This window comes from Arthrobacter sp. PsM3 (genome assembly GCF_030433895.1).
In the GTDB taxonomy this organism is placed as follows: Bacteria; Actinomycetota; Actinomycetes; order Actinomycetales; family Micrococcaceae; genus Arthrobacter.
In genome coordinates this window covers 33,888-58,161 of the sequence record NZ_JARUXE010000028.1, presented here as the reverse complement: position 1 = coordinate 58,161, position 24,274 = coordinate 33,888, and the positions used below count along the sequence as shown (strand labels likewise).

28 protein-coding genes and 1 riboswitch are annotated in these 24,274 nt (G+C 68.8%); of the genes, 14 read left to right on the top strand and 14 right to left on the bottom strand.

Features of this window, described 5'->3' with window-relative positions; genetic code table 11:
• Nucleotides 1-7: 7 nt before the first annotated feature.
• From QCD75_RS15275 to QCD75_RS15245, 7 genes are all read right to left on the bottom strand, one after another.
• Nucleotides 8-658 carry an MBL fold metallo-hydrolase gene (locus tag QCD75_RS15275; protein WP_301230066.1) on the bottom strand — a complete coding sequence of 217 codons (651 nt, stop codon included), beginning with the start codon at nucleotides 656-658 and terminating at the stop codon, nucleotides 8-10.
• Nucleotides 659-680: 22 nt separating this feature from the next.
• The gene (locus tag QCD75_RS15270; RefSeq protein ID WP_301230064.1) at nucleotides 681-1,691 is read right to left on the bottom strand and encodes an aldo/keto reductase; all 1,011 of its coding nucleotides are present in this window, start codon (nucleotides 1,689-1,691) and stop codon (nucleotides 681-683) included.
• A gap of 63 nt (nucleotides 1,692-1,754) precedes the next feature.
• Nucleotides 1,755-2,177: a DMT family transporter gene (locus tag QCD75_RS15265; protein ID WP_301230062.1), complete on the bottom strand. Its 423-nt coding sequence runs from the start codon at nucleotides 2,175-2,177 to the stop codon at nucleotides 1,755-1,757.
• Between the two features lie 2 nt (nucleotides 2,178-2,179).
• Nucleotides 2,180-2,503, bottom strand: coding sequence for a DMT family transporter (locus tag QCD75_RS15260; protein ID WP_301230060.1), 324 nt, complete (start codon nucleotides 2,501-2,503; stop codon nucleotides 2,180-2,182).
• Nucleotides 2,504-2,512: 9 nt separating this feature from the next.
• Nucleotides 2,513-2,579, bottom strand: a riboswitch (guanidine-III (ykkC-III) riboswitch).
• 55 nt (nucleotides 2,580-2,634) lie between these two features.
• Entirely contained in the window at nucleotides 2,635-3,045 is a 411-nt protein-coding gene (locus QCD75_RS15255) for a PDC sensor domain-containing protein (RefSeq protein WP_301230058.1), read from the bottom strand.
• Complete coding sequence (locus QCD75_RS15250; protein WP_301230056.1) at nucleotides 2,997-3,347, bottom strand: hypothetical protein; 351 nt, start codon at nucleotides 3,345-3,347, stop codon at nucleotides 2,997-2,999. The genes QCD75_RS15255 and QCD75_RS15250 overlap by 49 nt, the downstream gene beginning before the upstream one ends.
• Before the next feature lie 12 nt (nucleotides 3,348-3,359).
• Entirely contained in the window at nucleotides 3,360-4,121 is a 762-nt protein-coding gene (locus tag QCD75_RS15245) for a FadR/GntR family transcriptional regulator (protein WP_301230055.1), read from the bottom strand.
• A 222-nt stretch (nucleotides 4,122-4,343) separates the two neighbouring features.
• Between QCD75_RS15245 and QCD75_RS15240 the strand changes: the two genes are divergently transcribed.
• From QCD75_RS15240 to QCD75_RS15225, 4 genes are all read left to right on the top strand, one after another.
• Nucleotides 4,344-5,417 carry an ABC transporter ATP-binding protein gene (locus QCD75_RS15240; RefSeq protein ID WP_301230054.1) on the top strand — a complete coding sequence of 358 codons (1,074 nt, stop codon included), beginning with the start codon at nucleotides 4,344-4,346 and terminating at the stop codon, nucleotides 5,415-5,417.
• A gap of 63 nt (nucleotides 5,418-5,480) precedes the next feature.
• Nucleotides 5,481-6,668, top strand: a complete 1,188-nt coding sequence (locus QCD75_RS15235; protein WP_301230052.1) for an ABC transporter substrate-binding protein — start codon at nucleotides 5,481-5,483, stop codon at nucleotides 6,666-6,668.
• Nucleotides 6,669-6,723: 55 nt separating this feature from the next.
• Entirely contained in the window at nucleotides 6,724-7,599 is an 876-nt protein-coding gene (locus QCD75_RS15230) for an ABC transporter permease (RefSeq protein WP_367400659.1), read from the top strand.
• A gap of 88 nt (nucleotides 7,600-7,687) precedes the next feature.
• The gene (locus QCD75_RS15225) at nucleotides 7,688-8,515 is read left to right on the top strand and encodes an ABC transporter permease (RefSeq protein WP_301230048.1); all 828 of its coding nucleotides are present in this window, start codon (nucleotides 7,688-7,690) and stop codon (nucleotides 8,513-8,515) included.
• Here QCD75_RS15225 and QCD75_RS15220 read toward each other — a convergent pair.
• A complete protein-coding gene (locus QCD75_RS15220) occupies nucleotides 8,512-9,192 on the bottom strand; it encodes a HutD/Ves family protein (RefSeq protein WP_301230046.1) in 681 nt (226 codons plus the stop codon). The genes QCD75_RS15225 and QCD75_RS15220 overlap by 4 nt on opposite strands.
• 190 nt (nucleotides 9,193-9,382) lie before the next feature.
• Here QCD75_RS15220 and QCD75_RS15215 point away from each other — a divergent pair, with 190 nt between their 5' ends.
• The 3 genes from QCD75_RS15215 (at nucleotide 9,383) to QCD75_RS15205 (ending at nucleotide 11,774) form a co-directional block, all read left to right on the top strand.
• Nucleotides 9,383-9,994, top strand: coding sequence for a phosphoribosylanthranilate isomerase (locus QCD75_RS15215; protein WP_301230044.1), 612 nt, complete (start codon nucleotides 9,383-9,385; stop codon nucleotides 9,992-9,994).
• A 45-nt stretch (nucleotides 9,995-10,039) separates the two neighbouring features.
• Entirely contained in the window at nucleotides 10,040-11,077 is a 1,038-nt protein-coding gene (locus tag QCD75_RS15210) for an LLM class flavin-dependent oxidoreductase (protein WP_301230042.1), read from the top strand.
• A 151-nt stretch (nucleotides 11,078-11,228) separates the two neighbouring features.
• Nucleotides 11,229-11,774 carry a YceI family protein gene (locus tag QCD75_RS15205; protein WP_301230040.1) on the top strand — a complete coding sequence of 182 codons (546 nt, stop codon included), beginning with the start codon at nucleotides 11,229-11,231 and terminating at the stop codon, nucleotides 11,772-11,774.
• Nucleotides 11,775-11,820: 46 nt separating this feature from the next.
• On the opposite strand, the gene QCD75_RS15200 is transcribed toward QCD75_RS15205, so the two are convergent.
• Complete coding sequence (locus QCD75_RS15200; protein ID WP_301230038.1) at nucleotides 11,821-12,216, bottom strand: hypothetical protein; 396 nt, start codon at nucleotides 12,214-12,216, stop codon at nucleotides 11,821-11,823.
• A gap of 22 nt (nucleotides 12,217-12,238) precedes the next feature.
• The gene (locus QCD75_RS15195; protein WP_301230036.1) at nucleotides 12,239-12,397 is read right to left on the bottom strand and encodes a hypothetical protein; all 159 of its coding nucleotides are present in this window, start codon (nucleotides 12,395-12,397) and stop codon (nucleotides 12,239-12,241) included.
• Nucleotides 12,398-12,529: 132 nt separating this feature from the next.
• On the opposite strand from QCD75_RS15195, the gene QCD75_RS15190 reads away from it, so the two are divergent.
• Nucleotides 12,530-12,940 carry a YccF domain-containing protein gene (locus QCD75_RS15190; protein WP_301230034.1) on the top strand — a complete coding sequence of 137 codons (411 nt, stop codon included), beginning with the start codon at nucleotides 12,530-12,532 and terminating at the stop codon, nucleotides 12,938-12,940.
• 25 nt (nucleotides 12,941-12,965) lie between these two features.
• Nucleotides 12,966-13,478 (top strand): SRPBCC family protein, encoded by a 513-nt coding sequence (locus QCD75_RS15185; RefSeq protein ID WP_301230032.1) that lies wholly within the window; start codon nucleotides 12,966-12,968, stop codon nucleotides 13,476-13,478.
• A gap of 127 nt (nucleotides 13,479-13,605) precedes the next feature.
• Here QCD75_RS15185 and QCD75_RS15180 read toward each other — a convergent pair whose 3' ends face one another.
• The 3 genes from QCD75_RS15180 to QCD75_RS15170 all read right to left on the bottom strand — a co-directional run bounded on the left by QCD75_RS15180 (nucleotide 13,606) and on the right by QCD75_RS15170 (nucleotide 17,127).
• Entirely contained in the window at nucleotides 13,606-14,475 is an 870-nt protein-coding gene (locus tag QCD75_RS15180) for a DUF4031 domain-containing protein (protein ID WP_301230030.1), read from the bottom strand.
• A gap of 25 nt (nucleotides 14,476-14,500) precedes the next feature.
• A complete protein-coding gene (locus QCD75_RS15175) occupies nucleotides 14,501-15,706 on the bottom strand; it encodes an AI-2E family transporter (RefSeq protein WP_301230028.1) in 1,206 nt (401 codons plus the stop codon).
• An 86-nt stretch (nucleotides 15,707-15,792) separates the two neighbouring features.
• Nucleotides 15,793-17,127 (bottom strand): FAD-binding oxidoreductase, encoded by a 1,335-nt coding sequence (locus QCD75_RS15170; protein WP_301230026.1) that lies wholly within the window; start codon nucleotides 17,125-17,127, stop codon nucleotides 15,793-15,795.
• A gap of 171 nt (nucleotides 17,128-17,298) precedes the next feature.
• Between QCD75_RS15170 and QCD75_RS15165 the strand changes: the two genes are divergently transcribed.
• Genes QCD75_RS15165 through QCD75_RS15150 form a run of 4 tightly spaced genes read left to right on the top strand, consistent with a single transcriptional unit; the run spans nucleotide 17,299 to nucleotide 20,401 of the window.
• Nucleotides 17,299-17,709 carry a TOBE domain-containing protein gene (locus QCD75_RS15165; RefSeq protein ID WP_301230024.1) on the top strand — a complete coding sequence of 137 codons (411 nt, stop codon included), beginning with the start codon at nucleotides 17,299-17,301 and terminating at the stop codon, nucleotides 17,707-17,709.
• Nucleotides 17,706-18,494 (top strand): molybdate ABC transporter substrate-binding protein, encoded by a 789-nt coding sequence (modA, locus tag QCD75_RS15160; RefSeq protein ID WP_301230022.1) that lies wholly within the window; start codon nucleotides 17,706-17,708, stop codon nucleotides 18,492-18,494. Before QCD75_RS15165 ends, modA begins: the two co-directional genes overlap by 4 nt.
• A gap of 6 nt (nucleotides 18,495-18,500) precedes the next feature.
• Entirely contained in the window at nucleotides 18,501-19,355 is an 855-nt protein-coding gene (locus tag QCD75_RS15155; protein WP_301230020.1) for an ABC transporter permease, read from the top strand.
• On the top strand, nucleotides 19,352-20,401 hold the full coding sequence (locus QCD75_RS15150) for a sulfate/molybdate ABC transporter ATP-binding protein (protein ID WP_301230018.1): 1,050 nt from the start codon (nucleotides 19,352-19,354) through the stop codon (nucleotides 20,399-20,401). The genes QCD75_RS15155 and QCD75_RS15150 overlap by 4 nt, the downstream gene beginning before the upstream one ends.
• On the opposite strand, the gene QCD75_RS15145 is transcribed toward QCD75_RS15150, so the two are convergent.
• Nucleotides 20,389-20,913, bottom strand: coding sequence for a carboxymuconolactone decarboxylase family protein (locus QCD75_RS15145; RefSeq protein WP_301230016.1), 525 nt, complete (start codon nucleotides 20,911-20,913; stop codon nucleotides 20,389-20,391). The genes QCD75_RS15150 and QCD75_RS15145 overlap by 13 nt on opposite strands.
• A 618-nt stretch (nucleotides 20,914-21,531) precedes the next feature.
• Here QCD75_RS15145 and clpB point away from each other — a divergent pair.
• The gene (clpB, locus tag QCD75_RS15140; RefSeq protein WP_301230014.1) at nucleotides 21,532-24,201 is read left to right on the top strand and encodes an ATP-dependent chaperone ClpB; all 2,670 of its coding nucleotides are present in this window, start codon (nucleotides 21,532-21,534) and stop codon (nucleotides 24,199-24,201) included.
• The last annotated feature ends 73 nt before the right edge of the window (nucleotides 24,202-24,274 follow it).

The window sequence follows — 24,274 nt, the reverse complement described above, 5'->3', positions numbered from 1 at the left end:
GCGCCAGCTACCAGCCGCGGGCGCGCCATTCCGCCAGGTGCGGGCGTTCCGCGCCCAAGGTGGTCGGTTTCCCGTGGCCCGGGTGCACCACAGTGTCATCCGGATACACGTCGAACAGCCGCTCGCTGACATCGCTGATCAGCTGGGCGAACCGCTCCGGATCCTTCTGGGTGTTGCCCACGCCGCCGGGAAACAGCGAGTCGCCGGAGAAAATGTGCGCCGGGCCCTCCGGGTCCTGGTACACGAGGGCGATCGAGCCCGGGGTATGGCCGCGCAGGTGCACTGCCGTCACGTTGAAGCCGTCGAAGTTGCCGACGTCCCCGTGGTCCATCAGCACATCCACCGGCACCGGCAGCTCCGGGGCGTCCTCCGCCCCGGCGGCCGTCTTCACCCCGGTAGCGGCCACCAGGCCCGGCAGTGCACGGACGTGGTCCCAGTGCTGATGGGTGGTGGCGACCAGCGCCAGCTTCAGCGTCGCGGAGGTATCCGCGGCGGCCTCGGCAAGCAGCCCCTGGATGGCGGCCAGATCATCGGCCGCATCGATCAGGAGCTGCGCGCCCGAGGCCTTGCTGGTGAGCAGATACACGTTGTTGTCCATCTCGCCGACCGAAATCCGGCGGATGGTGATGTCACGTAACGAGTGAATGAGCGAGTCCATGGGCTTCAGTCTACGGACGCGGTCATTCACGGCCCTCGGACACCCAGTTGGGGTCCGCGGAGCGGGAGCCGACGACGGCGTCCCCAGCGGCGTCGAGTTTCCCGAGCTGCTCCGGGGTGAACTCGAGCGCCAGGGCTCCCAGGTTCTCGTCGATCCGGTCTGCCTTGCGGGTGCCGGGGATGGGGACCACGGGCAGTCCCAGCCTCCGGCCGTGCGCCAGAAGCCAGGCCAGGGCGACCTGGGCAGGAGTTGTAGCCTGCCCGGCGGAGGAAAGTTCCGCCGCGACGGACCGCACCGCGGCAACCACCTCCTGGTTGGCGTCCATCGCCGTCTCGGCGAAGCGGGGGATGTTGCGGCGGAAGTCGTTGCTGCCCAGCTTTGACGCGTCCACGGTGCCGGTGAGGAATCCCCGGCCCAACGGCGAATAGGGCACAAAACCCACCCCAAGCTCGGCTGCGGCAGGAACAACATTGCGTTCCACATCGCGGCTCCAGATGGACCATTCGCTCTGGACCGCGGCGATCGGGTGGACGCTGCTGGCTTCACGCAGCTCCTCGGCCGTCACCTCAGACAGGCCAAGATGCCGCACCTTGCCGGCCTGCACCAGCCCCGCCATGGCCTCCACGGTTTCCACTATCGGAACGCGGAGGTCACGGCGGTGCATGTAGTACAGGTCGATGGTGTCGGTGCCGAGGCGTTTCAGGCTGCGGTCGACGGCCTCCCGCACATACGCGGCGTCGCCCCGGATGTCCGAGTAGCCGGTGGACGGCGTGCCCACCAGGCCGAACTTTGTGGCCAGCTGCACTTCGCCGCGGCGGTCCTTCAGGAGCTGGCCGATCAGCTCCTCATTGCTGCCTCCGCCGTAGATGTCCGCCGTGTCGATGAAGCTGACTCCGGCATCCACCGCGTGGTGCAGGGTCCGCAGGGCCTCGGCCGGATCCACTTCCCCATACACCGGGGTCAGGGCCATGCCGCCGAACCCCAGGGGGCTGACCATGAGGCCGTCGCCGAGCCGGACTTTCGCAGTATTCATTGGAGTCTCCATTCGCTGTTTCCTACCCCCAACCTCTGCCCGCGCCGGTGTATTCCGCAGCTCCTACCGGATGCCCGGTCCCGGCGCGGACTGACCGGGCGGGGACGGCACGGGTTCCCGGGCGGGCAGCAGCTTCAGGCCGGCCGCGCAGCCCACAATCCCCGCGATGAACAGCAGTTTCAGCGGACTGGCAGGCTCGACGCCGGTCGCCATTGCCCAGCCGACCGTCAGCGCTGCGCCGATTCCCACCCAGACGGCGTAGGCAGTGCCGAGCGGGATGCTCCTGACGGCCAGACCCAGCCCCACCATGCTCAGGGTCGCGGTCAGCGCAAACACGAGAGTGGGCAGCGGCCGGGTGAAGCCGTCGGAGAGCCCCAGTGCGGTGGCCCAGACCGCCTCGAGCACAGCGGAGGCGAGCAGGATGAGCCAAGCCAGTGTCTGTGCCGTCGCCTGGCTGGCCGATTTCGGCATGCGGTTCGCGGCCATGGTCACCCCACCAGCTTCAGGCCGGCCACGCAGGCGAGGATCCCGCCGAGCAGCAGGATCCGCGCCGCGCTGGCGGGTTCAACTTTGCTGATCATGGCGTAGGCGGACGTCAGCACCACGCCCACGCCCACCCAGACCGCGTAGGCGGTGCCGGTCGGGATGGACTGCATGGCGACCGCGAGGCCGCCGGTGCTGGCCAGCACGGAGACGAGGAAGAGGGCGGCCGGCGCAATCCGGCGGCGGCCCGTGGCCTGCGAGGTCCGGTGCAGGGCTGCGGCCCAGACGGCCTCCAGCGACCCGGAAAGTATAAGAATCAACCACGACATGACTGCTCCTGTGGCCAGTCTTGTCGCGTGCCGGGTACTGATCCGTCGTCCGGAGGCTCCCGGGGAAGGGGCCTTGGTTTTAGCCTAGCAACGCTCCTGCGGGGAGGCGAACCCCGGCCCGGGCCCGCGGGTCAGATTGCCGGGGCCCCGCTCCAGATCCGGAATTTCCGTCCTACGGAATACACCCGGCAGCCCTCGCCGGCGGCCGCGAGATCCCCGGCGGCGATGTCCGGGGCCGCCGAGACGATGGCGCGGCCGTCGGCGTTCACCAGTGTGGCCCGTTCCCCGATCCGGCGCAGGGCGGTCAGGGCGCCGCGTTCCAGCCGCTGCACGGTGACGTCCATCCCGACAATGCCGGCGACCGGGCCCTCCGAACGGCTGAAGACCGGGTGCGTGAAGGTCAGGACGTATTCGTCGGTGCACAGGAAATCCACGTACGGCCCGGCCACGTGGGCCTGCCCGGTTTCCACCGGGATCCGGAACCACTCGGATTTCACGTAGCGGCTGATGGAGTTGGGGCTGAAGTTGGCGAGGGCGTCCACATGCTCCAGCTCCTCGCCCTGCCACCAGGCGATGTAGCTGCGTTCCGGACCCAGCAGCCCAGCGTTGGCCAGGAAGCCCGCGCCGGCGGCGTATCCCCCAGGCGCCGGACCAGTTCCTCGACCACCGGCCGGATGAGCTTGTCCACGGCGCCGCCGGTGACCCGTGCGGAGAGGGCCGCCAATGCGGTTCCCGTCTCTGCCGCCCAGGCCGTGAGCCTGTCCTCGATGCCGGTGACGGCGGCATCGATTTCCGCGGCGGCGGCCAGGGCGGTGGCGTCCGCGGCGGTGGTGGCTTCAGACAAAGGGTCTCCGCCTTAGCTCGAGGGAACGGGTGGGATGGAGCGCCTGGACTGCTCATTCAAGAGCCAGTCCGTGGTGGCCACGATCAGGGCCTTCACGGACGCTTCGGCCGCTGCCGGCTGGTGGGACTCGACGGCGGCCGCGACCTCCGCGAGGAGCCCGGCGCTCCCTGTGCGGTATCCGGAGTCGGCGCACGGCAGCAGCGTGAGCGCGCCCAGCTCTGCCTGCAGGCGGATCAGTTCCCGCGCCAGCCGGGCCGAACGGGCAATCGCGGCCACCTCGAGCAAGAACTCGGAGAGGGCCAGCCTCCAGCGCAGCGGATCCGCTTCCTCCGGGGGGATGAACGAACGCAGGGTGGCCATGTCCGTGGCGTCGGAGCGCCGGGCCGCGACGCCGGCGCACGCGGCGGCAATGGCCTGGTAGTGCAGCCCCAGATCACTGATCTGGAGCCGCGTCAGCTCCCGCAACTGGTCCAGCGCGCGTTCCGGGGAGGGAAAGACATCGTCAGCGATGAAGCTTCCGCCGCTGCGGCCCCGCACCGTGCGGATGATCCCGGAAGTCCGCAGCTGCGACAGCGCCTCCCGGGCGGTCACTGCAGAGACGCCAAGCGCCGCGGCGAGTTCCGTTTCATTGGGCAGCCGCTGGCCGCCGGTGAGCAGTCCGGTCTCCACTGCCTGTTCGATTCTCCCGCACACCTCGTCCACCAGGCCCCGGGATTTGATCGGCGTGAACACGGCCGCCAGGCTCCGGGAGGCGCCCTGTGGGGTCGGCAGCATCCGGGCCTCCCTGTCAGTTTCCTGCTTCGTTCCCTGGCATCCAGGAGCAGGCGCTGGGGGCTGCCTGCGCCCGGTAGCTGCCATCCTAATCCGGGCTTTCGAGGGGGTCTATACACAAAACCTATGGAGTAATAGTATTTGGCCCAGCAGCCGGTTGTGTCCTGGGTCACACGCCGCTGTGTCGCATCTAAGACGATCCGGCAACGGAGTTAGGCGCACCCGATGACCGAAACGCTCGCCGCCGGCCGGCCGACGGGAACGGACGCGGTTCCGGCGATCCGGCTGCGGAAACTCACCAAAGTCTTCGGCGACACCGTCGCCGTCAACGCCGTGGACCTGGACATCTGCCAGGGCGAGTTCTTCTCCATGCTCGGTCCGTCAGGATCCGGCAAAACCACGGTCCTGCGCCTGATCGCGGGCTTCGAATTGCCCACCTCCGGAAGCGTCGAGCTCGAGGGCAGGGACGTCACCGGACTGGCACCCTTCGAACGGGACCTCAATACCGTCTTCCAGGACTATGCCCTATTCCCGCACATGTCCCTCGTGGACAACGTCGCCTACGGCCTGCGCGTGCGGGGGATGCCCAGGAAGGAACGCCACGAGCGGGCCCGCGAGGCACTCGATCGCGTGCAGCTGGGGAAGTTCGTCGGCCGCAAACCCGCACAGCTCTCCGGCGGCCAGCGCCAGCGTGTGGCCCTGGCCCGGGCCCTGGTGGTCCAGCCCAAGGTGCTGCTGCTGGATGAGCCACTCGGCGCCCTGGACCTGAAGCTCCGGCAGCAGATGCAGGTGGAACTGAAGGAACTGCAGCGCTCGCTCGGCATCACCTTCATCTTCGTCACCCATGACCAGGAGGAGGCGCTGACCATGAGCGACCGGATCGGCGTCTTCAACAACGGGAGCCTGGAGCAGATCGGCACGGCGCACGAGATCTACGAGCGCCCCGGCGGAGCGTTCGTGGCCAACTTTGTCGGCACCTCCAATATCTTCGACGCCGCCCACGCCCGGAAGCTCTACGGCCGCGCGGAGCAGGTCTGCATCCGGCCGGAGCGGCTGCGCCTGTCCTGGGCCGGGGCCCCGGAACCGCGCCCCGGTGTCACCTCCTGCCCCGGAACGGTCACTGCGCTGGTCTACGTGGGGCACGCCACCCAGGTGCGGGTGCAGCTCGACGACGGTCCCGCCGTCGTCGCGCTCGTCCCGGAGACGCTGCCCGGCGGCGACGCGGAACTGCTGGAACGGCGCGTCACCGTCAGCTGGGACGACGACGCCGCCGTCTGGCTGCCGTCCCACGGCTCCTGAAACCTCGGTCCTGCGTTCAAGCGCGCAAAGCCCGGTTCGCCCACCCAACGAAAGGTAAGGATCATGGCATCAAAGAACAGGGCCTCCCTCGTGGTCGGGGTGGCTGCGGCGGCAGCGCTCGCATTGGCGGGCTGCGGCACCACCGGCGGGGGATCGGCCACCCCGTCGGCGCAACCGGTCAAGACCGAGATCGGCGCCGGTGAAGGCCAGCTGTCCATCCTCGGGTGGCCCGGGTATGTGGAGGACGGCAGTAACGACCCCGCGGTGGACTGGGTGCATCCGTTCGAACAAGAGACCCAGTGCAAGGTCAGCTTCAAGCCGTTCGGCACCTCCGACGAGGCCGTGACGCTCATGCGCACCGGACAGTACGACGTCATCTCGGCGTCGGGGGATGCCTCACTGCGGCTGATCGCAGGCCAGGACGTCCAGCCGGTCAACATGAGCCTGCTGAAGAACTACCCCGATATCTACCCGTTCCTGAAGGACAAAGCCTGGAACACCGTCAACGGCACGAACTATGGAATGCCCCACGGCTGGGGCGCGAATCTGCTGATGTACAGCACGGACAAGGTCACCCCGGCGCCCACCTCCTGGAGCGCGGTGTTTGACGACGCCGCCAAGAACACCGGCAAGGTCACCGCCTACGATTCGCCCATCTACATCGCCGATGCCGCCGTCTACCTGATGGCGCACAAGCCGGAGCTGGGCATCAAGAACCCCTATGCCCTCGACAAGGACCAGCTTGCCGCCGCCGTCGGTCTGCTCAAGCAGCAGCGCACGCACATCGGCGAGTACTGGAGCGACGTCGTGAAGGAGGTCCAGGCCTTCACTTCCGGGAGCACCGTGGTCGGCACCACCTGGCAGGTGGGGGCGAACATCGCCGTGGCCGACGGCGCCAAAGTCGCCACCCTCATTCCGCAGGAGGGTGCCACCGGCTGGTCGGACACCTGGATGATCGGGGCCAAGACCAAGAACCCAAACTGCGCGTACAAGTGGCTCGACTACATCGCCAGTCCCCAGGTGAATGCCCAGGTGGCGGAGTACTTTGGCGAATCCCCGTCCAATGCCAAGGCCTGCGAGCTGACCAAGGACAAGTCGCACTGCGAGACCTACCACTCCGGTGATGCCGCCTACGCCGAAAAGATCTGGTACTGGACAACTCCTGTGGCCGAGTGCCTGGACGGCCGCAAGGACGTCAAATGCACGGATTACTCGGAATGGACGAAGGCCTGGACCGAAATCAAGGGCTGAGATGGTACTCCCGACGCAGCACCCGGCGCCCGGGGCGCCCCGGGCCGCTTCCGCAGTGCCCCCGCCCAAAGCCAACAGGTTCTCGGCGCTGCTGCACCGCTCGCCGAGGCTACGGCTGGCGGGGCTGATCACCGCCCCCGCCGGCTGGCTCGTGCTCGTCTACATCGCCGCCCTGGCGGCGCTGCTGATTACCGCGTTCTGGACCGTGGACACCTTCACCGGCAAGGTGTCCACGGACTGGACGACCGACAACCTGGTGACGGTCCTGACCGATCCGGTCTACCAGCGGATCACCCTGCGGACGCTGTGGATCGCGGTAGCGGTGACTGTGATCGACCTGGTCCTTGCGCTGCCCATGGCGTTCTTCATCGCCAAGGTTGCCAGCGCCCGCTGGCAGAAGCTGCTGGTGGTGGCGGTGCTGATGCCGCTGTGGGCGAGCTATCTGGTCAAGGCCTACGCCTGGCGGAATGTGCTCGCCGACGGCGGGCTGCTGGAGTGGCTGGGGGCGCCGATCGGGCTGCAGTCCCCGGGCTACGGCGAAACGGCAGTGATCCTGACGCTGTCCTACATCTGGCTGCCGTTCATGATCCTGCCGATCTACGCCGGGTTCGACCGGGTACCCGATTCACTGCTGGAGGCCTCCGGGGACCTGGGTGCAAAACCGCTGACCACCGTTCGGCTGGTGATGCTCCCGTTGCTGGTCCCTTCCATCATCGCCGGGACGATCTTCACGTTTTCGCTCTCGCTGGGGGACTACATCACGGCCCAGATTGTGGGTGGCACCACCCAGATGCTCGGCACCGTGGTGTACGCCAACGTTGGAGCCGCAAACAACCTGCCGTTCGCCGCGGCGGTCTCGCTGGTGCCGATCGCGATCATCACGCTCTATCTCTTCATCGTCCGGCGCACCGGCGCCCTGGACAGCCTGTGAACGACGCCCAGCCCGTGGACGCCCGACTGCCGGTGGACACCGGACTGCGCATGGACGCCGGACTGCGCGTGCGGCCGGCAGGAGCACCATGAGACTTTCCCGAAGCGCCAAAGTCATCCTCGGCGTCGTCACCGTGCTGGTTTTCCTCTTTATCTACGTGCCGCTGCTGCTGGTGGTGGTGAACTCCTTCAACGCGGACCGGACCTTTGGCTGGCCGCCGCGGGGGCTGACCCTGGAATGGTGGGGGCGGGCCTTCGATTCCGCTGGCGTCCGTGGGGCCGTGGTGTCCTCGCTCTGGGTGGCGGCCGTCTCGACCATCATTTCGCTGGTGCTGGGGACGCTGCTGGCGCTGGCCCTGTTGCGCTACAAATTCTTCGGCCGGGACGTCATCAGCCTGCTCGTGATCCTGCCGATCGCGCTGCCAGGAATCGTGACCGGCATCGCCCTGAACAACATGTTCACCACCATCCTCGGCGTCTCGCTGAGCCTGTGGACCGTCGTCATCGCGCACGCCACCTTCTGCATGGTGACGGTGTTCAACAATGTCATTGCGCGGCTGCGCCGGATGAACGGCGGGCTGGAGGAGGCGTCCGCCGATCTGGGCGCCGGCGTGTTCACCACGTTCCGGCTGGTCACTTTCCCTCAGCTCCGCTCTGCCCTGCTGGCCGGCGGGCTGCTGGCGTTCGCCCTGAGTTTCGATGAGATCATCGTGACCACCTTCACCATCGGCGCCGGCGACACCACCCTGCCGATCTGGATCCTGCAGAACCTCTTCCGGCCCAATCAGGCGCCCGTGGTCAATGTGGTGGCCGTTGTGCTGATTGTGGTCTCGATTGTGCCGATCTGGCTCGCGCAGCGGCTCTCAGAGGACTCGGTGGGGATCGGCGCTGCTCGCGTGAAGGCGAAGGAAGGCTAGTCCGCGACGCGGTCGATCGATACGACCGCCAGGAAGCCGCGGCCCAGGACTTCCGGCGTGGCACTGTCGGAACCGACGACGGCGTCATAGCGGTCCAGCGTCCTTGGCTCGGCTGCGCCCGTCCCAGCTGCGTTGGCCGGCGGTTTTTCGGCTGCTGAACCGGCCGGCGTGCCCGGCTCGTCGCCTGCGGTACCGGGGCTGACGGTGGCCTGGCCCTGAAGCAGGATCCCCAACTGGCCCTCGAACACCGGGTGCGCCCGCTTCTTCGAGAGTTCAATGATGGAGGTGTAGCCCTTGAAGGCGCCGTTGCGGGTGATGACGTTCAGGTCGCGGATGTCGCCCGTGGGCAATGCCCCGGCCGCAGCGGCGTCGCCGGAGAACCGGAACGGGCGGTACTTCTCGAGCGGGTGCTCGGCCCCGTCGACGCTCAGCAGCAGCAGTTCGCCCTCGACCACGGTGAGCACCCGGTCCATCCCGGGAAACGCCGAAAAATCGCTCGCCTTGGACATCTCGGCGATGCTCACCCGCCAGTCCCAGCCGCCCGCCGAACCAGTGCTGTCCTGACCGGTGCTGCCTTGCGGGGCGGTTGCCGCGGGCTGGCTGGCCAGTTCGCGGGTCACCCCGCCGCCGTTGCGCCAGGGTTGGGCTTTCAGCTCGGCATAGCGGATGATCTCCATCCCTCCACCCTATCCGCCGGCCGGGAACGTAGTCGCGGGGCCATGCCGCTGCCGATGGCGCAGAGGTCCGACTTCGCGCCCATGTTCCGGACAAACATGGGCGCCGAATCTCACCTCGGGGCGGGTGAGGCGCCGGCTTGCCACGGACCTTGCTAACGTCAGAGCCAGGAAACACTGCAGAAGGAGCCGAATGTTCGTCAAGGTATGCGGGCTCAGTACCCCGGAGTCGGTCCGCGCCGCGGCCGAGTCAGGGGCGGACGCCGTCGGCTTCGTCCTCACCCGCAGCCCCCGCGAAGTGACCCCCGGGCGGGTCCGGGAACTCCTGGCCGACGTCCCGGCGGGAATCCCCGCCGTCGGCGTCTTCCGGCATGAGGCCGCGGAAGCCGCCGTCGCGCTGGCCCGCGAGGCCGGACTGGGCTGGGTCCAGCTCCACGGCGACCGGGGCCCGGCAGACGTGCGCACCGTGCACGACGCCGGACTCAAGCTCATCCGCGCCGTCACCATGTCCGCCGCACCCGGGGCGTTCGCGGACTGGGGCGAGGAACTGCTCCTGGTCGACGCCGCCGTGCCCGGCTCCGGCGAGGCCTGGAACTACGCCTCGGTCCGTGACAGGGGGCTGGCCGGGCGCCACTGGCTGCTCGCCGGCGGGCTCGATCCCGGCAACGTCGCCGTCGCCGCTTCGCAGGCCGGCGCCTGGGGTGTGGACGTCTCCTCCGGCGTCGAATCCTCCCGCGGAGTGAAGGACCTGGCCAAAATCCGGGATTTTGTGACGGCGGCCAAATCCGCGGCCGCGAAGCCCTGAACACGGCGCAGGAATGCCGCCGGTCCGCACCGTGTTGCCCCTGACATGAAGCGCATCGGATTCTTGTCCTTCGGACATTGGGGCCCCGGCGAGGGCTCCCGCACCCGGACAGCCCGCGACGCCCTGCTGCAGGGCATCGACCTGGCCGTCGCCGCCGAGGAGCTGGGCGTGGACGGTGCGTACTTCCGTGTGCACCACTTCGCCCGGCAGCAGGCCTCCCCGTTCCCGCTGCTGGCCGCCGTCGCCGCCCGGACCAGCCAGATCGAAATGGGAACCGGCGTGATCGACATGCGCTACGAAAACCCGCTGTACATGGCGGAGGAGGCCGCCGCGACGGACCTGATCAGCGGCGGAAGGCTGCAGCTGGGGATCAGCCGAGGTTCACCCGAACCCGCCCGCGACGGCGCCGCGGCTTTCGGCCACGTGCCGGCCGACGGGGAGACCGGCGCGGACATGGCCCGGCGGCACACCGCGGTGTTCCGCCGCGCCATCTCGGGGGCCGGGATGGCTGAGGCCGAGCCGCGCTACGCGGGCGGCGGATCAGGGCTGCTGCCCGTGCAGCCGCATTCGGCGGGCCTCGGCGAACGGATCTGGTGGGGCGCGGGCTCGCGCGCCACCGCGGTCTGGACCGCGGAACAGGGCATGAACCTGATGAGCTCCACACTGCTGACCGAGGACACCGGTGTGCCCTTCGACCAGCTTCAGGCCGAGCAGATCAGCATGTTCCGCCAAGCCTGGGCCGAAGCCGGCCATCAGCACGAGCCGCGCGTTTCGGTCAGCCGCAGCATCCTGCCGATCGTCGACGATGAGGACCGGAGGTTCTTCGGCCTCAGCGCCCTGCGAGAGAAGCGCGACCAGATCGGGGTGATCGACGGGCTTGTGGCCCGGTTCGGCAGGAGCTACGTCGGCGAGCCTGACGCCATTGCGGGAGAACTGGCCGCCGACGCCGCCGTGCAGGCCGCTGACACCCTGCTGCTCACCGTCCCCAACCAGCTCGGCGTGGATTTCAACGCCAAACTGCTGGGCACCGTGGTCCGGCACATCGCCCCGGCGATCGGCTGGGCACCGAAGCCGGCGGCGTAACCCGGGCGCCGCGGGGGTTCGATAACCCGGGCGCTGCGGGGGTTCGGCAAAGCCCTAGCCGCGCCGCGGCGCCGTGACTAGCATGGCTCCTTGGGGGACCACCCCGATGACGCGGCGGGCCTGGCCCGCCGCCCGCGCGAAGGAGACCGTAGTGACACTGCCCGAAGGTTTGACCCCCGGAGTCTGGACTCTGGACATGTCCCACAGCGAAGTCGGCTTCAGCGTCCGCCACGCCGGCATCAGCAAGGTCCGCGGCCGCTTCAACGAGGCTGCGGCGGAGGCCCGTGTCGGCGATTCCCTCGCCGACTCCAGCCTGCATGCCAGCATCAAGACCGCCAGTTTTGACTCCGGCGATGCCAACCGCGACGCCCACGTCCGCGGCGCCGACTTCTTCGACGTCGAAAAATACCCGGAGATGACCTTCCGCGCCACGGGAATCAAAGGCGATGGCGAGGACTATGTGCTGACCGGCGACCTCACGATCCGCGACGTCACCAAGCCGGTGGATCTGGAAGTCGAGTTCACCGGCATCGCGGTGGACCCGTTCGGTGCCACCCGCGCCGGGTTCAGCGCGGAGGCGGACATCAGCCGCAAGGAATTCGGCCTGACCTGGAACGCCGCGCTCGAAGCCGGCGGGCTGCTGGTCAGTGACAAGGTCAAGATCAGTGTCGAGGCAGCCCTGGTCAAGCGGGCCTAGCAAGCGGCCGGGCGCTTGGAAGACCGGCGTCTGGGAAGACCGCCGCCTAAAAGAGCAGCAGGACGAAGCCGCCGACCGTGGACAGGATCCCCACCCCGGTGAGGATCCAGCCCAGGATCCAGGCCGCATTCTCGTGCTTTGGCGGCGTGAGTCCCCAGCGGGACGGATGGCACACGTCGTAGAAGAGGTCGACGTCGGCCCCGACCACCAGACCCTGCGACTCGGCCGCCGGCAGCAGGGACCGGTGATCGGCGTCGTGGTGGTCCGTCCAGCTGTAGCCCGTGAACCCGCCGGCGCTGATCACTTTGCCGGTGGTTCCGGCCCACAGGCATTGGCGCCGCCGGGATATCCAGCCCCACCCCAGCAGCGGCAGGCCCAGGACAAAACCCACCCACGTCATGACTTCGAGAATGGGGCCCAGAAGATCCCCGATGTTTGTCATCTGTGCGTCCCGGGCTGCGGCGTCAGCGCGTGACGCGTGAGCGGCGCAGGAAGAAGGCGACGCCGGAGCCGGCGAGGACCAGAAGGCCCACGTAGAGCAGGAGCTGCGCAGCCTTCACAGCAACGACGACGGCCAGCAGGACGAGGGCAAGAATCATCGCAAGCTTCAGGAGTGCAGGCATGGTCCAAGTATTATGCCCTTCCGTGCGTTCGCAAAGCTGCCCGCCCTCCGCCAGCGTCACCGGAGGTATTTCAGCAAATGATCAGGGTGAACCCCTAGCCCGGATCGGCGTCCGGCGGGGGAGAATGGTGCCATGAAGACATTGCTGAATATCATCTGGCTGCTCTTTGGCGGACTCTGGCTCGCGCTCGGTTACTTCATGGCCGGGATCATCTGCTGTCTGCTGATCGTCACCATCCCGTGGGGGCTCGCATCGTTCCGGATCGCGAACTATGCGCTCTGGCCCTTCGGGCGCACCGTGGTGGACCGCCCGGGCGGCGCCGGGGTGTTCTCCCTGCTGGGCAACGTCATTTGGCTGCTCGTCGCCGGCATCTGGATCGCGATTGGTCACGTGATCACCGCTTTCGCCATGGCCATCACCATCATTGGCATCCCGCTGGCCATCGCCAACCTCAAGCTCATTCCGGTCTCGCTCATGCCGCTGGGCAAACAGATCGTCCCGAGTGACAAGCCGTTTGCGACCTACCGCAAGGCCTACCACTAGCCCGTTCTTGAGGAGGAGTACCGCAATGTCCGAGCCTGCAACAGTTGTTCCGGCATCGTCCGGCGAGGGTGGGGCGCCCACTCCGCCCGAGGACCTCATGCTGGTCATCACCCGCGAATTCCAGGCCCCCATCGCGCGGGTATGGTCGGCCCTAACGGACCCGGACCAGGCCGTGGAATGGTGGGGGCCGCGCGGCTTCCACACTCCCCGCGGGAGCATCGACGCTGACCTGGAGATCGGCGGCCTCTACCGGGCCTGCATGGTCCAGGACAGCACCGGGGCGGAGCACTGGTGGAGCGGCGTCCACACGGACATCGAACCGCCCAATCTCTTCGTCTTCACCCATGCCTGGGACAAGCCCGACGGCACCCGGGGCTTCGAAACCGAGGTGACTTTCCAGCTGGACGAGGTCGACGGCGGCACCCGGATGACGTTCAGCCAGGGCCCCTTCGACACGATCGACAACCGCGATGGCCAGGGCGTCGGCTGGCGCGAGTCCTTCGACCGGCTGGCCGAACACCTCCGCCGCAGCCCCTGATCCACCGGCAACCCCAAGCAACGCGGGGTCACTTAGCGCCCATCCCGGGGGGATTTATGGGCGCTAAGTGACCCCGCGTTGCTGTCGGAGTACGGCCCGGGCGCCGCCTCCGCCGTGCCGGCGCCGCTCACCCGAGCTCGCGCTGCAGGTTCCGCCGCGCCGCGTCCAGCCACAGCTCCCGGCCCCGCGGGGTGTGGAAGAGCGGATCCAGCTGCAGGAGCTGGCGGACGACGGCGGCGCGTCCGGCGGCGAAGTCGTCGTCGCCGATGTGCGCAAAGTCCTGCCGGACGGCGGCCAGATACCGGGCGTAGGCGGCCGGTTCCCCGCCCAGCACGGAGAGGTCGGCGTCGCTGAGCAGGGCGGCGGCCTCGTCCCCCGCCTCCGCCTGGTGGTCTGCCGTCATCCGCACCAGGCGGGCAACCTCGTCCACCTCGGCCGCGGGAAGGCCCGCGTGCGCCAGCCGGTCCTCGGCGAGCCGGGCCGACTCCTCCTCGTCCTGCCCCGCGATGCCGCGGTACACGGCGTCGTGGAACCAGGCGGCGAGCAGCACGGTGCGCGGCGGAACGGCGGGGCCGGTGAGGAGGTCCAGCGCCTCCAGGACCGCCAGCAGGTGTGTGCGGCCGTGGTATTTCCGGTGCTCCTCGCCCCAGCGGTCCAGCAGGTCCAGGAACAGTCCATCGTGGCCCGGGAGGACGTCATTCCAGCGTGTCAGCAGCGGGAGCTTGAGTGAGCCGCTTCGCCGCCGGGCGGGGATCCGCAGGCCGCTGGCGAGCAGCTTGCGGACCAGGATCCGCCCCTCCACCGGGACGGCCCCGGCCGCCACAAGGGCGCTGTACCGGGCCTCGGCGACGTCGTAATGGTCGCCGTCGAACGCCCGTTCCGGGATGCCCGCCACCGCGGCGAAGGAGTGCAGTTCCTCCAGTGAGGTGTCCGAGATCAGGTGCGAGAAGTGTGTTCCGTGCGCCGGCCAGAGCGGAGGATCAAGGTAGATGGCCATGGGGGAAGTCTAATCCGGCCGTGGATCAGCCCCGGCTGGCATCTCTGGCCACGGTGTCGGGCTGCTCCTCGGACTGCGCCTCGTCCTGCGTCCGGGCGCGGTGCGGGTTGGAGCGCACGCCTTCGCCCTGTTCATTGAGCCGGGTTTCCTGCTCGGCCTCCGCGATGGCCTCGGCAGTGATGGTGCCCGCGGAGTTCCAGGCCTTGATCGCGGCCCAGCCCACGGCCACGAGGGGAACGGCAAGGATCGCGCCGATGATGCCGGCGAGGATGGTGCCGGCGGTGAGGGCCAGCAGGATAACGAGGGCATGGACGTTGAGCGCCTGACCCATCACGACGGGCTGCAGGAAGTTGCCCTCCAGCTGGTTCACGACGATGACAACGATGATGACGATCAGGGCCGCGAGCGGCCCGTTGGCGACCAGCGCGACGAGCGCGGCGAGGATGCCGGCCAGAGTGGCGCCGATCAGCGGGATGAAGGCTCCGATGAAGGTCAGCGCGGCGAGCGGCAGGGCGAGCGGGACGCCCATGATTACCAGCGCGAGGCCGATGAAGAACGAATCGACCAGTGCCACGATGGAGGTTCCGCGCACGTAGCCGCCGAGCACGCTGAGGCTGCGTTCCCCGGCACGGCGTGCCTTCACGAGGTTCTCGCCCTTAAACGCCCGCAGCACGAAGGCCCAGATTCTCTCGCCGTCCTTGAGGAAGAAGAACAGGATCACCGCCATGAGCAAGGCTCCGGTGATGAAGTTTCCGGCCGCGCTGAGTCCGGAGATGGCGCCCGCGCCGACGGTGCTGCTGGTGGCGAAGTCGACGACGGCGTCGCGCGCTTGCTGGATCTGCTGGTCATCGACCGGGATGGGGCCCGTGCGGATGAAGTCATAGACCCGGTCGAAGCCCTCCGTGGCCTTGCTGGAGAGTTCGTCGGCCTGGCTCATCACGGCGAAGACGATGCCGGCGATCACTGCCCCGAACGCGAGAAGCAGCGCCAGGAACGAGAAGGTCGTGGCGGCCGTGCCGGGCCAGCCGCGGCGGCGCAGCCAGTGGACGAAGGGCGCGATCGCGGCGGCCAGGATCAGGGCCAGCAGCGCCGGAATCACCACGAGCCGCACCTGGATCAGGGCATAGACCACCACCACTGCGAGGACCAGCAGCAGGAGGACCTGCGCGGTCCTGATGCTGGCGCGGCCCAGGCTGTCGCTCCAGGGGGTTGTCGCTTCCGGACTGGCCATGCTGTTTTGTCTCCCGCTGTCGGATGGTCATGTTTCTTACCAACCGTCTCACAGCCGGAGGTGCAAGCCCGGGGGACAGGCCGCGGTCAGGACGCGGCCGGCAGGATGTTCTGGTTGCCGCGGAAGATGTTTTCCGGATCGAACTCCCGTTTCACCCGGGCCAGCCGGTTGTAGTTCTCCTCGCCGAAGGCTGACCGGACCCGCTCCTGGCCCTCGTCACCGATGAAGTTCAGCCACACGCCGCCGGTCGCGTAGGGCGAGATGTTCTGCCGGAACCTTTTGACCCAGGTCCTCGCGTCCTGCCCGCACTGGGGAGTGTCGCCCAGACCGAAGGGATGGGTCACCCAGCTGGCGTTCCGGTTCAGCAGCGGAGTGGTGGCCGCGCCGGCGCCTCCCACCGCGCCGCCCCAGTGGACCAGCAGCTGCTGGGAACTGGGACCCGGCAGGTTGCGGGCCGAGTCGATGATCACGTCGAGGGCATCATCGGAAAGCTCGTTGTGGTAGTCCGCGCTCCAGTAGTTGTACTTGCCCGGCGGGTCGTCGAGGGAGCACTGGAAATCGGCATAGCTGGTGTCCCCGAGGAGTTCCACGGCCGGGCCCAGCGCGCGGTAGGGCTTGGCGTGTTCGGCACCCTCCGCGGTGTCCCCGGCGTACACGTAGACGACGCCGGCCGCCATCTTGCCGACCATCTCCGGAGGCACGAAGGGTTCGGGCGGGGCAGTGAGGAATGCCATGGTTGCGGACTCCTCGTTGGGCGCCGCGAGTGCCAGTTCCCGGTAGCCGCGGCTTACCTCGGCAGCCGCATCGCCCGGCCACAGCATCAGGCCCGCGTGGACCGTCGGTCCGAGCCGGTGCAGGCCAAAGGTGAAGGACGTGGCGACGCCGAAGTTCCCGCCGCCGCCGTGCAGTGCCCAGAACAGTTCGGGGTTTTCCGTCGCGCTGGCCGTCACCTGGTCCCCGTCGGCGGTGACCAGGTCCACGGATATCAGGTCATCACAGGCAAAGCCGAAGGCCCGCTCCAGCCAGCCGGAGCCGCCGCCGAGGGTGAAGCCGGCAAGACCCGTGGTGGAGACCCGGCCGCCGGTGAGGGCAAGTCCGTGCTCCTGGGTGGCCCGGTCAAACTCCCCGCACGTCAGGCCGGCGCCGGCCGTGACCGTGCGCGCTTCGGGGTCCACCCTGGCGGATTTCATCGGGCGCACGTCCACTACGAGGCCGCCGTCGTTCATTGACATGCCGGCCACGGAGTGCCCGCCGGCGCGGATCGCGACGGCAAGGTGGTTGTCCTTCGCGTGGCGCAGGGCCCCGGCGACCTCGGCGGGGGTGCTGCAGGGGGCGATTACCGCCGGCCGGCGGTCGATCATGGCGTTGAACAGTGTCCTGGACTCGTCATAGCCAGGGTCAACAGGTGTAATCCACTTCACGGCGGTGCTCCTCGGCGACCGCGGCTCCACCCCTCCCAGGAATTTTAAGTCCGACGGCGGTGCCGGGGCTAGGGGACACGGCTACGGACCGGCAGGGCCCGGAGCATCAGGGGTCCGAATCTGCGGACTCAGCAAGGCCAAAGCACCGCAAATGCGGATTATAGTTTCCCTATGCCTAATATCCGCGTTTCCGAGGCCGCCCGGCTGCTGGGTGTCAGCGATGACACGATCCGGCGCTGGACCGAGAACGGAAGCCTCACCCCGCTCAGGGACGACGCCGGGCGGCTCGCTGTGGACGGGCTGGAACTCGCCCGGCTCGCCCGGGAGCAGGCCCAGCTTCCGGATGACCCGGCCAAAGCGGGGAGCTCGGCCCGCAACCGCTTCGTGGGGCTCGTCACCGCCATCACGGCCGACACCGTGATGGCGCAGGTGGAACTGCAGTGCGGGCCGTTCCGGGTGGTGTCGCTGATGAGCAGCGAGGCCGTGCGCGAACTCGGCCTGGAACTTGGTTCGGTTGCGACCGCCGTCGTCAAAGCCACCACGGTGATCATCGAAACCCCCAAAGGCAAGGGCGCCATATGAGGGCCGTCCGGAGGGCAGCTGCCCTGCTGGCTGCCGGAACGCTGACCGCGGCGCTCGCCGCCTGCGGCCCGGCCTCCGGCGACGGCGGCGCGGCCTCCGGAGACTCCGGGGCCAAGACCGTCACCGTCTTCGCCGCAGCCTCCCTCAAGGCCCCCTTCACCGCGCTCGCCAAGCAGTTCGAGGCAACGCACCCGGGAACCACCGTGACCCTCAGTTTCGCGGGCTCCTCCGACCTCGCCACCCAGATCAGCCAGGGCGCACCGGCGGATGTCTTTGCCTCCGCCGACGCCAAAAACATGGCCAAGGTCTCCGACGCCTCGCTGGTGGAGGGATCGCCCCGGGACTTCGCCAGCAACGTGCTGACCATCGCCGTCCCGCCCGGCAACCCCGCCGCCATCACCTCCTTTGCCGACCTGGCCCGGCCAGGCGTCAAGACCGTCGTCTGCGCGGCGCAGGTGCCGTGCGGCGCGGCCGCAAAGACGGTCGAGAAGGAAACCGGCACCACGCTTAAGCCGGTCAGTGAGGAATCATCCGTGACCGACGTCCTGGGCAAAGTCATCTCGGGAGAGGCCGACGCCGGGCTGGTCTACGTCACAGACGTCAAGACCGCCGGCTCCAAGGTGAAGGAAATCCCCTTCGCCGAGTCCGCCAAGGCCGTCAACACCTATCCGGTCGCAGCGCTGCGGACCGGCAGGAACAAGGACCTTGCGGCCGCCTTCATCGCGGCGGTCACGGGACCCGAAGGCCGGCAGCTCCTCCTCGACGCCGGCTTTGGCACCCCCTAGGACCGCATGAATCGCCGGAAAGACAGCGCGTACAGCGGGATTCCCCGGTGGGTGGTGGCCATTGCCGCCGCCGGGGCACTGTTTGTGCTGCTCCCGCTCGCGGCCATGGTTGCCAGGGTCAACTGGCCGCAGTTCATCCCGCTGGTCACGTCCGAAGCGTCCCTCACCGCCCTCGGCCTGAGCCTCCGCACCGCCGCCGCGAGCACGGTGCTGTGCGTGCTTTTCGGGGTGCCGCTGGCGCTGGTGCTGGCCCGCGGCGACTTCCGGGGCCAGCGGCTGCTGCGGTCCTTCGTCCTGCTGCCGCTCGTCCTGCCGCCGGTCGTGGGCGGCATCGCGCTGCTCTACGCCTTCGGCCGCCAGGGCCTGCTGGGCAGGAGCCTCGAAATCGCGGGCATCCAGATCGCGTTCTCGACGACGGCGGTGGTACTCGCCCAGACGTTCGTGGCCCTGCCGTTCCTCGTGGTCAGTCTCGAAGGCGCCCTCCGGTCGGCCGGAAGCCGGTACGAGGCCGTCGCCGCAACCCTCGGCGCGCGCCCCACCACCGTGCTGCGCCGGGTCACCCTGCCCCTGGTCCTGCCGGGGCTCGCGTCCGGTGCCGTGCTCTCCTTCGCGAGGAGCCTGGGCGAATTCGGCGCCACGCTCACCTTCGCCGGAAGCCTGCCGGGCGTCACCCGCACGCTGCCGCTGGAAATCTACCTGCAGCGCGAGACCGACGCCGACGCCGCCGTCGCCCTGTCCCTGCTGCTGGTCGTGGTGGCGGTCGTCGTCGTCGGGCTCTCCTACCGGGGTCCCGCACCGGCCGGCTCCGGCAGCGCCCGCAGTGCCGGCAGCGCTGGCAATCATGGGAGCGTGGCGCCATGACGTTCACTGTCGACGCCGCCCTTGCCGCCCGCCGCTTCGAGGTCTCCCTGAGCCTGGCGCCCGGCGAGACAGTCGCCGTGCTCGGGCCGAACGGGGCCGGGAAATCCACGCTGCTCGCCGTGATCGCCGGGCTGCTCCGCCCGGACACCGGCCGGGCCGAAATGAACGGCCGGGTCCTGTTCGAGCTCGGCGCGGGCGTGCACACCTGGACCGCGCCGCACCGCCGCGGGACCGCCCTGCTGGCCCAGGATCCGCTGCTCTTCCCGCACCTGAGCGCCCTCGAAAACGTCGCCTTCGGACCCCGCAGCGTGGGAGTGCCCAAACGGGAGGCCCGCGAGACCGCCCGGCACTGGCTGGCCGAGGTCGACGCCGCCGACCTCGCCGCCCGGCGGCCAGGGGAACTGTCCGGCGGTCAGGCGCAGCGCGTGGCGGCCGCCCGAGCCCTGGCCGTCAACCCGGAGGTCCTGCTGCTCGATGAACCGCTGTCCGCGCTCGACATCCACGCAGCTCCGCTGCTGCGCCGGCTGCTCAAGCGGGTGCTCGCCGGGCGGCGCGCCATCATCGTCACCCACGACGTCCTGGATGCCTACATGCTCGCGGACCGGGTGATCGTGATGGAGGACGGCCGGATCATCGAAGACGGGCCCACCCGCGACGTCCTCCGGCGGCCGCGCAGCCGGTTCGCTGCCGGACTGGCCGGACTGAACCTGGTGTCGGGGACCGTGACGGCCGCCGGGATCCGGTCCGCCGAGGGCCTTGAGTTCGCAGGCCAGCACGACGGACCGCTCGACGCCGGGCAGGCCGGCGTGGCGGCGTTCCCGCCGTCGGCCGTGTCGGTGTTCCTGGGCGAGGCGCACGGCAGCCCGCGGAATTCGTTCCGCGTCACCGTCACGGACCTGGAGCCGCACGGGGACCAGATCCGGGTCCGCGCCGGCGAACTGTCCGCGGACGTGACCCCTGCCGCTTCCGCGGACCTCGGGCTGGCCCCCGGGCTCGCGGTCTATTTTGTGGTCAAGGCGGCGGCGGTGTCGATCTACCCGGCCTGACGGCGGCCGGAGGTGCCCGGCTCCCCGCGGTCCTTGCGGATGGGGTGCTGGCTCACGATCGAGACCCGGTTGAAGGCATTCATGGCGATGACCAGCCAGCTGATGGCAGAGAATTCCCCGTCCGTCAGGTGTCTCCTGGCGGCGGCGCCGTCGTGCTCGCGAGCGCGGGCGTCCGAGATGTTGGTGATGGCCTCGGCGAGGGTGAGGGCGGCGCGTTCCTTCTCGGTGAAGAGGTCCGTGTCCCGCCAGGCCGGGAGGACGGCAAGGCGCTGCGCCGATTCGCCGTTCTTCACGGCGTCCCCCACGTGCAGGTCCAGGCAGTACGCGCAGCCGTTGATCTGGGAGATGCGGACATTCAGCAGCTCAATCAGCGTCCGGTCCAGGCCGGCCTCGTCGGCGGCCTCCTTGGCCTTCAGGCCGAGGCCGTTGAGTGCCCGCCAGGCGGCCGGGTGCTCCTTGTCCAGAAAAACGGACCCAGTGGTGTGGTGCTGCGCTGCCGCTGTCTCATCCATGATCAAAAGAGTACCCACGGGAAACCCTAAATCGGCACGTGACAAAGTTGTCATGTGTGTGACAAGATGCATGAACAGCGAAATTCCCTCCTGGAGCGGCCCCCTTGGCCGCTCCAGGAGCTGGTCCGCCGACATCGGACCGGCACCCATCGTTCGACGGTCGGCTCCGTGGGGGAGCCGACCGTCGAAATGGTTTAACGGGATGATTCAGCCTCGGGCCCGCCCCGCACCGCCGCGGGACATGCCCAGTCCCGCGCCTGGGCATCGGACATACTGGCATTATGTCCAGCGTCCCGCGCGCCCGGAGGGCATGTCCGCTCCTGGGGCCGGCACTGCGGGGACATGCCCATTGGGCGGATCCAGCCCCGGAGGGCATGTCCAGTCCCCGGCCCGAGCAATGGACATACTGGCATTATGTCCAGTGGCCCGCGCGCCCGGAGGGCATGTCCCGCAGGGGTGGGGGCGCGGGAAGTTTGGGGTAACCGAGGTGCCTGCGGGGGACTCCGGCCCTAGACAGCCGTTTCGCTGTCGGCAAACATGGAGCCAAAGGGACTCAATACAAAGTTGAGCGGAGTACACTCAACTTTAAGACCAGTATGTTCCCGGAAGGAGCTCTCTTTGGACGCCAAATTCACCACCAAGAGCCAGGAGGCGCTGGCGGCAGCCGCCATGAACGCCTCGACGGCGGGCAATCCCCAGCTCGAACCCGCGCACCTGCTCAAGGCGCTGATGGACCAGCGTGAAGGCGTTGCCGTGGCGCTCCTCCGGGCCACCGGATCGGACCCGGATTCGGTCAGCGTCCAGGCCAGCACGGCCATCAAGGCCCTCCCGTCCACCTCCGGCAGTTCAGTGCAGCAGCCGCAGCTGTCCCGCACCGCCCTGCAGGCCATCAAGAATGCCCAGAATGAAGCCGAGCGAATCGGCGACAGCTTCGTCTCCACCGAGCACCTGCTCCTCGGGCTGGCGTCCGGCAGTGACACCGTCGGCAAGCTGATGCGTGACGCCGGGGCCTCCCACGAGGCCCTGCTCGCTGCCCTGCCGGGGGTCCGGGGCGACCGCAAGGTGGACACCGCAGACCCCGAAAACACCTTCCAGGCGCTGGAAAAGTATGGCACCGACCTCACGGCCATCGCCCGCTCCGGCAAGCTGGACCCGGTGATCGGCCGCGACGCCGAAATCCGCCGCATCATCCAGGTGCTGAGCCGCCGGACCAAGAACAACCCCGTCATCATCGGCGAGCCCGGCGTCGGCAAGACCGCCGTCGTCGAAGGCCTTGCCCAGCGGATCGTTGCCGGCGACGTCCCCGAGAGCCTGCGCGGCAAGACCCTGATCGCCCTGGACCTCGCCTCCATGGTGGCCGGCGCCAAGTACCGAGGCGAATTCGAGGAGCGGCTCAAGGCCGTCCTGGAGGAGATCAAGGGCTCCGAGGGCCAGATCGTCACCTTCATCGACGAGATCCACACCGTGGTCGGGGCCGGCGCGTCCGGGGACAGTTCCATGGACGCCGGCAACATGCTCAAGCCCATGCTGGCCCGCGGCGAGCTCCGGCTGATCGGTGCCACCACCCTGGACGAGTACCGCGAAAACATCGAGAAGGACCCGGCGCTGGAACGCCGCTTCCAGCAGGTCTTCGTCGGGGAGCCGAGCGTGGAGGACACCATCGGCATCCTGCGCGGACTCAAGGAACGCTACGAGGCGCACCACAAGGTCGCCATCGCCGACTCCGCCCTGGTGGCCGCGGCGACACTCTCGAACCGCTACATCTCCGGCCGGCAGCTGCCGGACAAGGCCATCGACCTCGTCGACGAGGCCGCCTCCCGGCTGCGGATGGAGATCGATTCCGCCCCGGAGGAAATCGACCAGCTGCGCCGCTCCGTGGACCGCCTCACCATGGAGGAGCTGGCCCTGGCCAACGAGACCGATCCCGCGTCGGTGGAACGGCTGGCCGCGATCCGGGCGGACATGGCCGACAAGAAGGAAGAACTGGCCGGGCTCAACGCACGCTGGGAAGCCGAGAAAGCCGGCCTGAACCGCGTCGGCGACCTCAAGGCCCGGATCGACGAACTGCGCTCCGCCGCCGAAAAATCCCAGCGTGAAGGCGACCTCGAGGCGGCTTCGAGGATCCTCTATGGCGAACTTCCCGCCCTGGAGCGGGAACTCAACGAGGCTGCCGAAGCGGAGTCCGCCCGGGTGGCCGGCGGCGGCGCCAAGCAGGACCTTATGGTGGCCGAAGAGGTCACCGCCGATGACATCGCCGAGGTGATTTCGGCCTGGACCGGCATCCCCGCCGGCCGCATGCTGCAGGGCGAGAGCCAGAAGCTGCTGGAGATGGAACACGTGCTGGGCGAGCGGCTGATCGGCCAGACCAAGGCTGTCACCGCGGTCTCCGACGCCGTCCGCCGCGCCCGGGCCGGGATCAGCGACCCCAACCGGCCCACCGGTTCCTTCCTGTTCCTCGGCCCCACCGGCGTCGGCAAGACCGAGCTGGCGAAGGCCCTGGCCGACTTCCTGTTCGACGACGAACGAGCCATGGTGCGAATCGACATGTCGGAGTACTCGGAGAAGCACTCCGTGGCCCGCCTCGTCGGGGCGCCCCCCGGCTACGTCGGCTATGAGGAAGGCGGCCAGCTCACCGAGGCCGTCCGCCGCCGCCCGTACTCCGTGCTGCTGCTGGACGAGGTGGAGAAGGCCCACCCCGAGGTGTTCGACATCCTCCTGCAGGTGCTCGACGACGGCCGCCTCACCGACGGCCAGGGCCGCACCGTGGACTTCCGCAACGTGATCCTGGTCCTGACCTCCAACCTGGGCAGCCAGTTCCTGGTCGACCCGGCCCTGGACCCGAACGCCAAGCGCGAGGCCGTGATGGCCACCGTGCACGCGTCCTTCAAGCCCGAGTTCCTGAACCGGCTCGATGAAGTGGTGCTGTTCGACCCGCTGACCGTCGAGGAGCTGTCCCGGATCGTGGAGCTGCAGGTCAAGGAACTCGGCGAACGCCTCAAGGGGCGCCGGCTCAACCTGGAAGTGACCGAGGGCGCCCGCGCCTGGCTCGCGGTGACGGGCTTCGACCCGGCCTACGGTGCCCGGCCGCTGCGCCGGCTGGTCCAGCGCGAAATTGGGGACCGGCTGGCCAAGGCCATCCTGGCCGGCGAGATCACGGACGGCGACACCGTGGTTGTGGACACCGCCCCTGACCTCACGGAGCTCACCCTGGGCGGTGCCGAAAGGTCGGGCCGGCCCGACGGCGCCGCCTCCACCGGCAGCGGGCTCTCCGTCCGCCGCAAGGAGTAAGGCCCCCAGCCTCAAACGGAAACTGCCAGCCGGACTTTGGTCCGGCTGGCAGTTCTGTGTGTGTGGGGCCCGT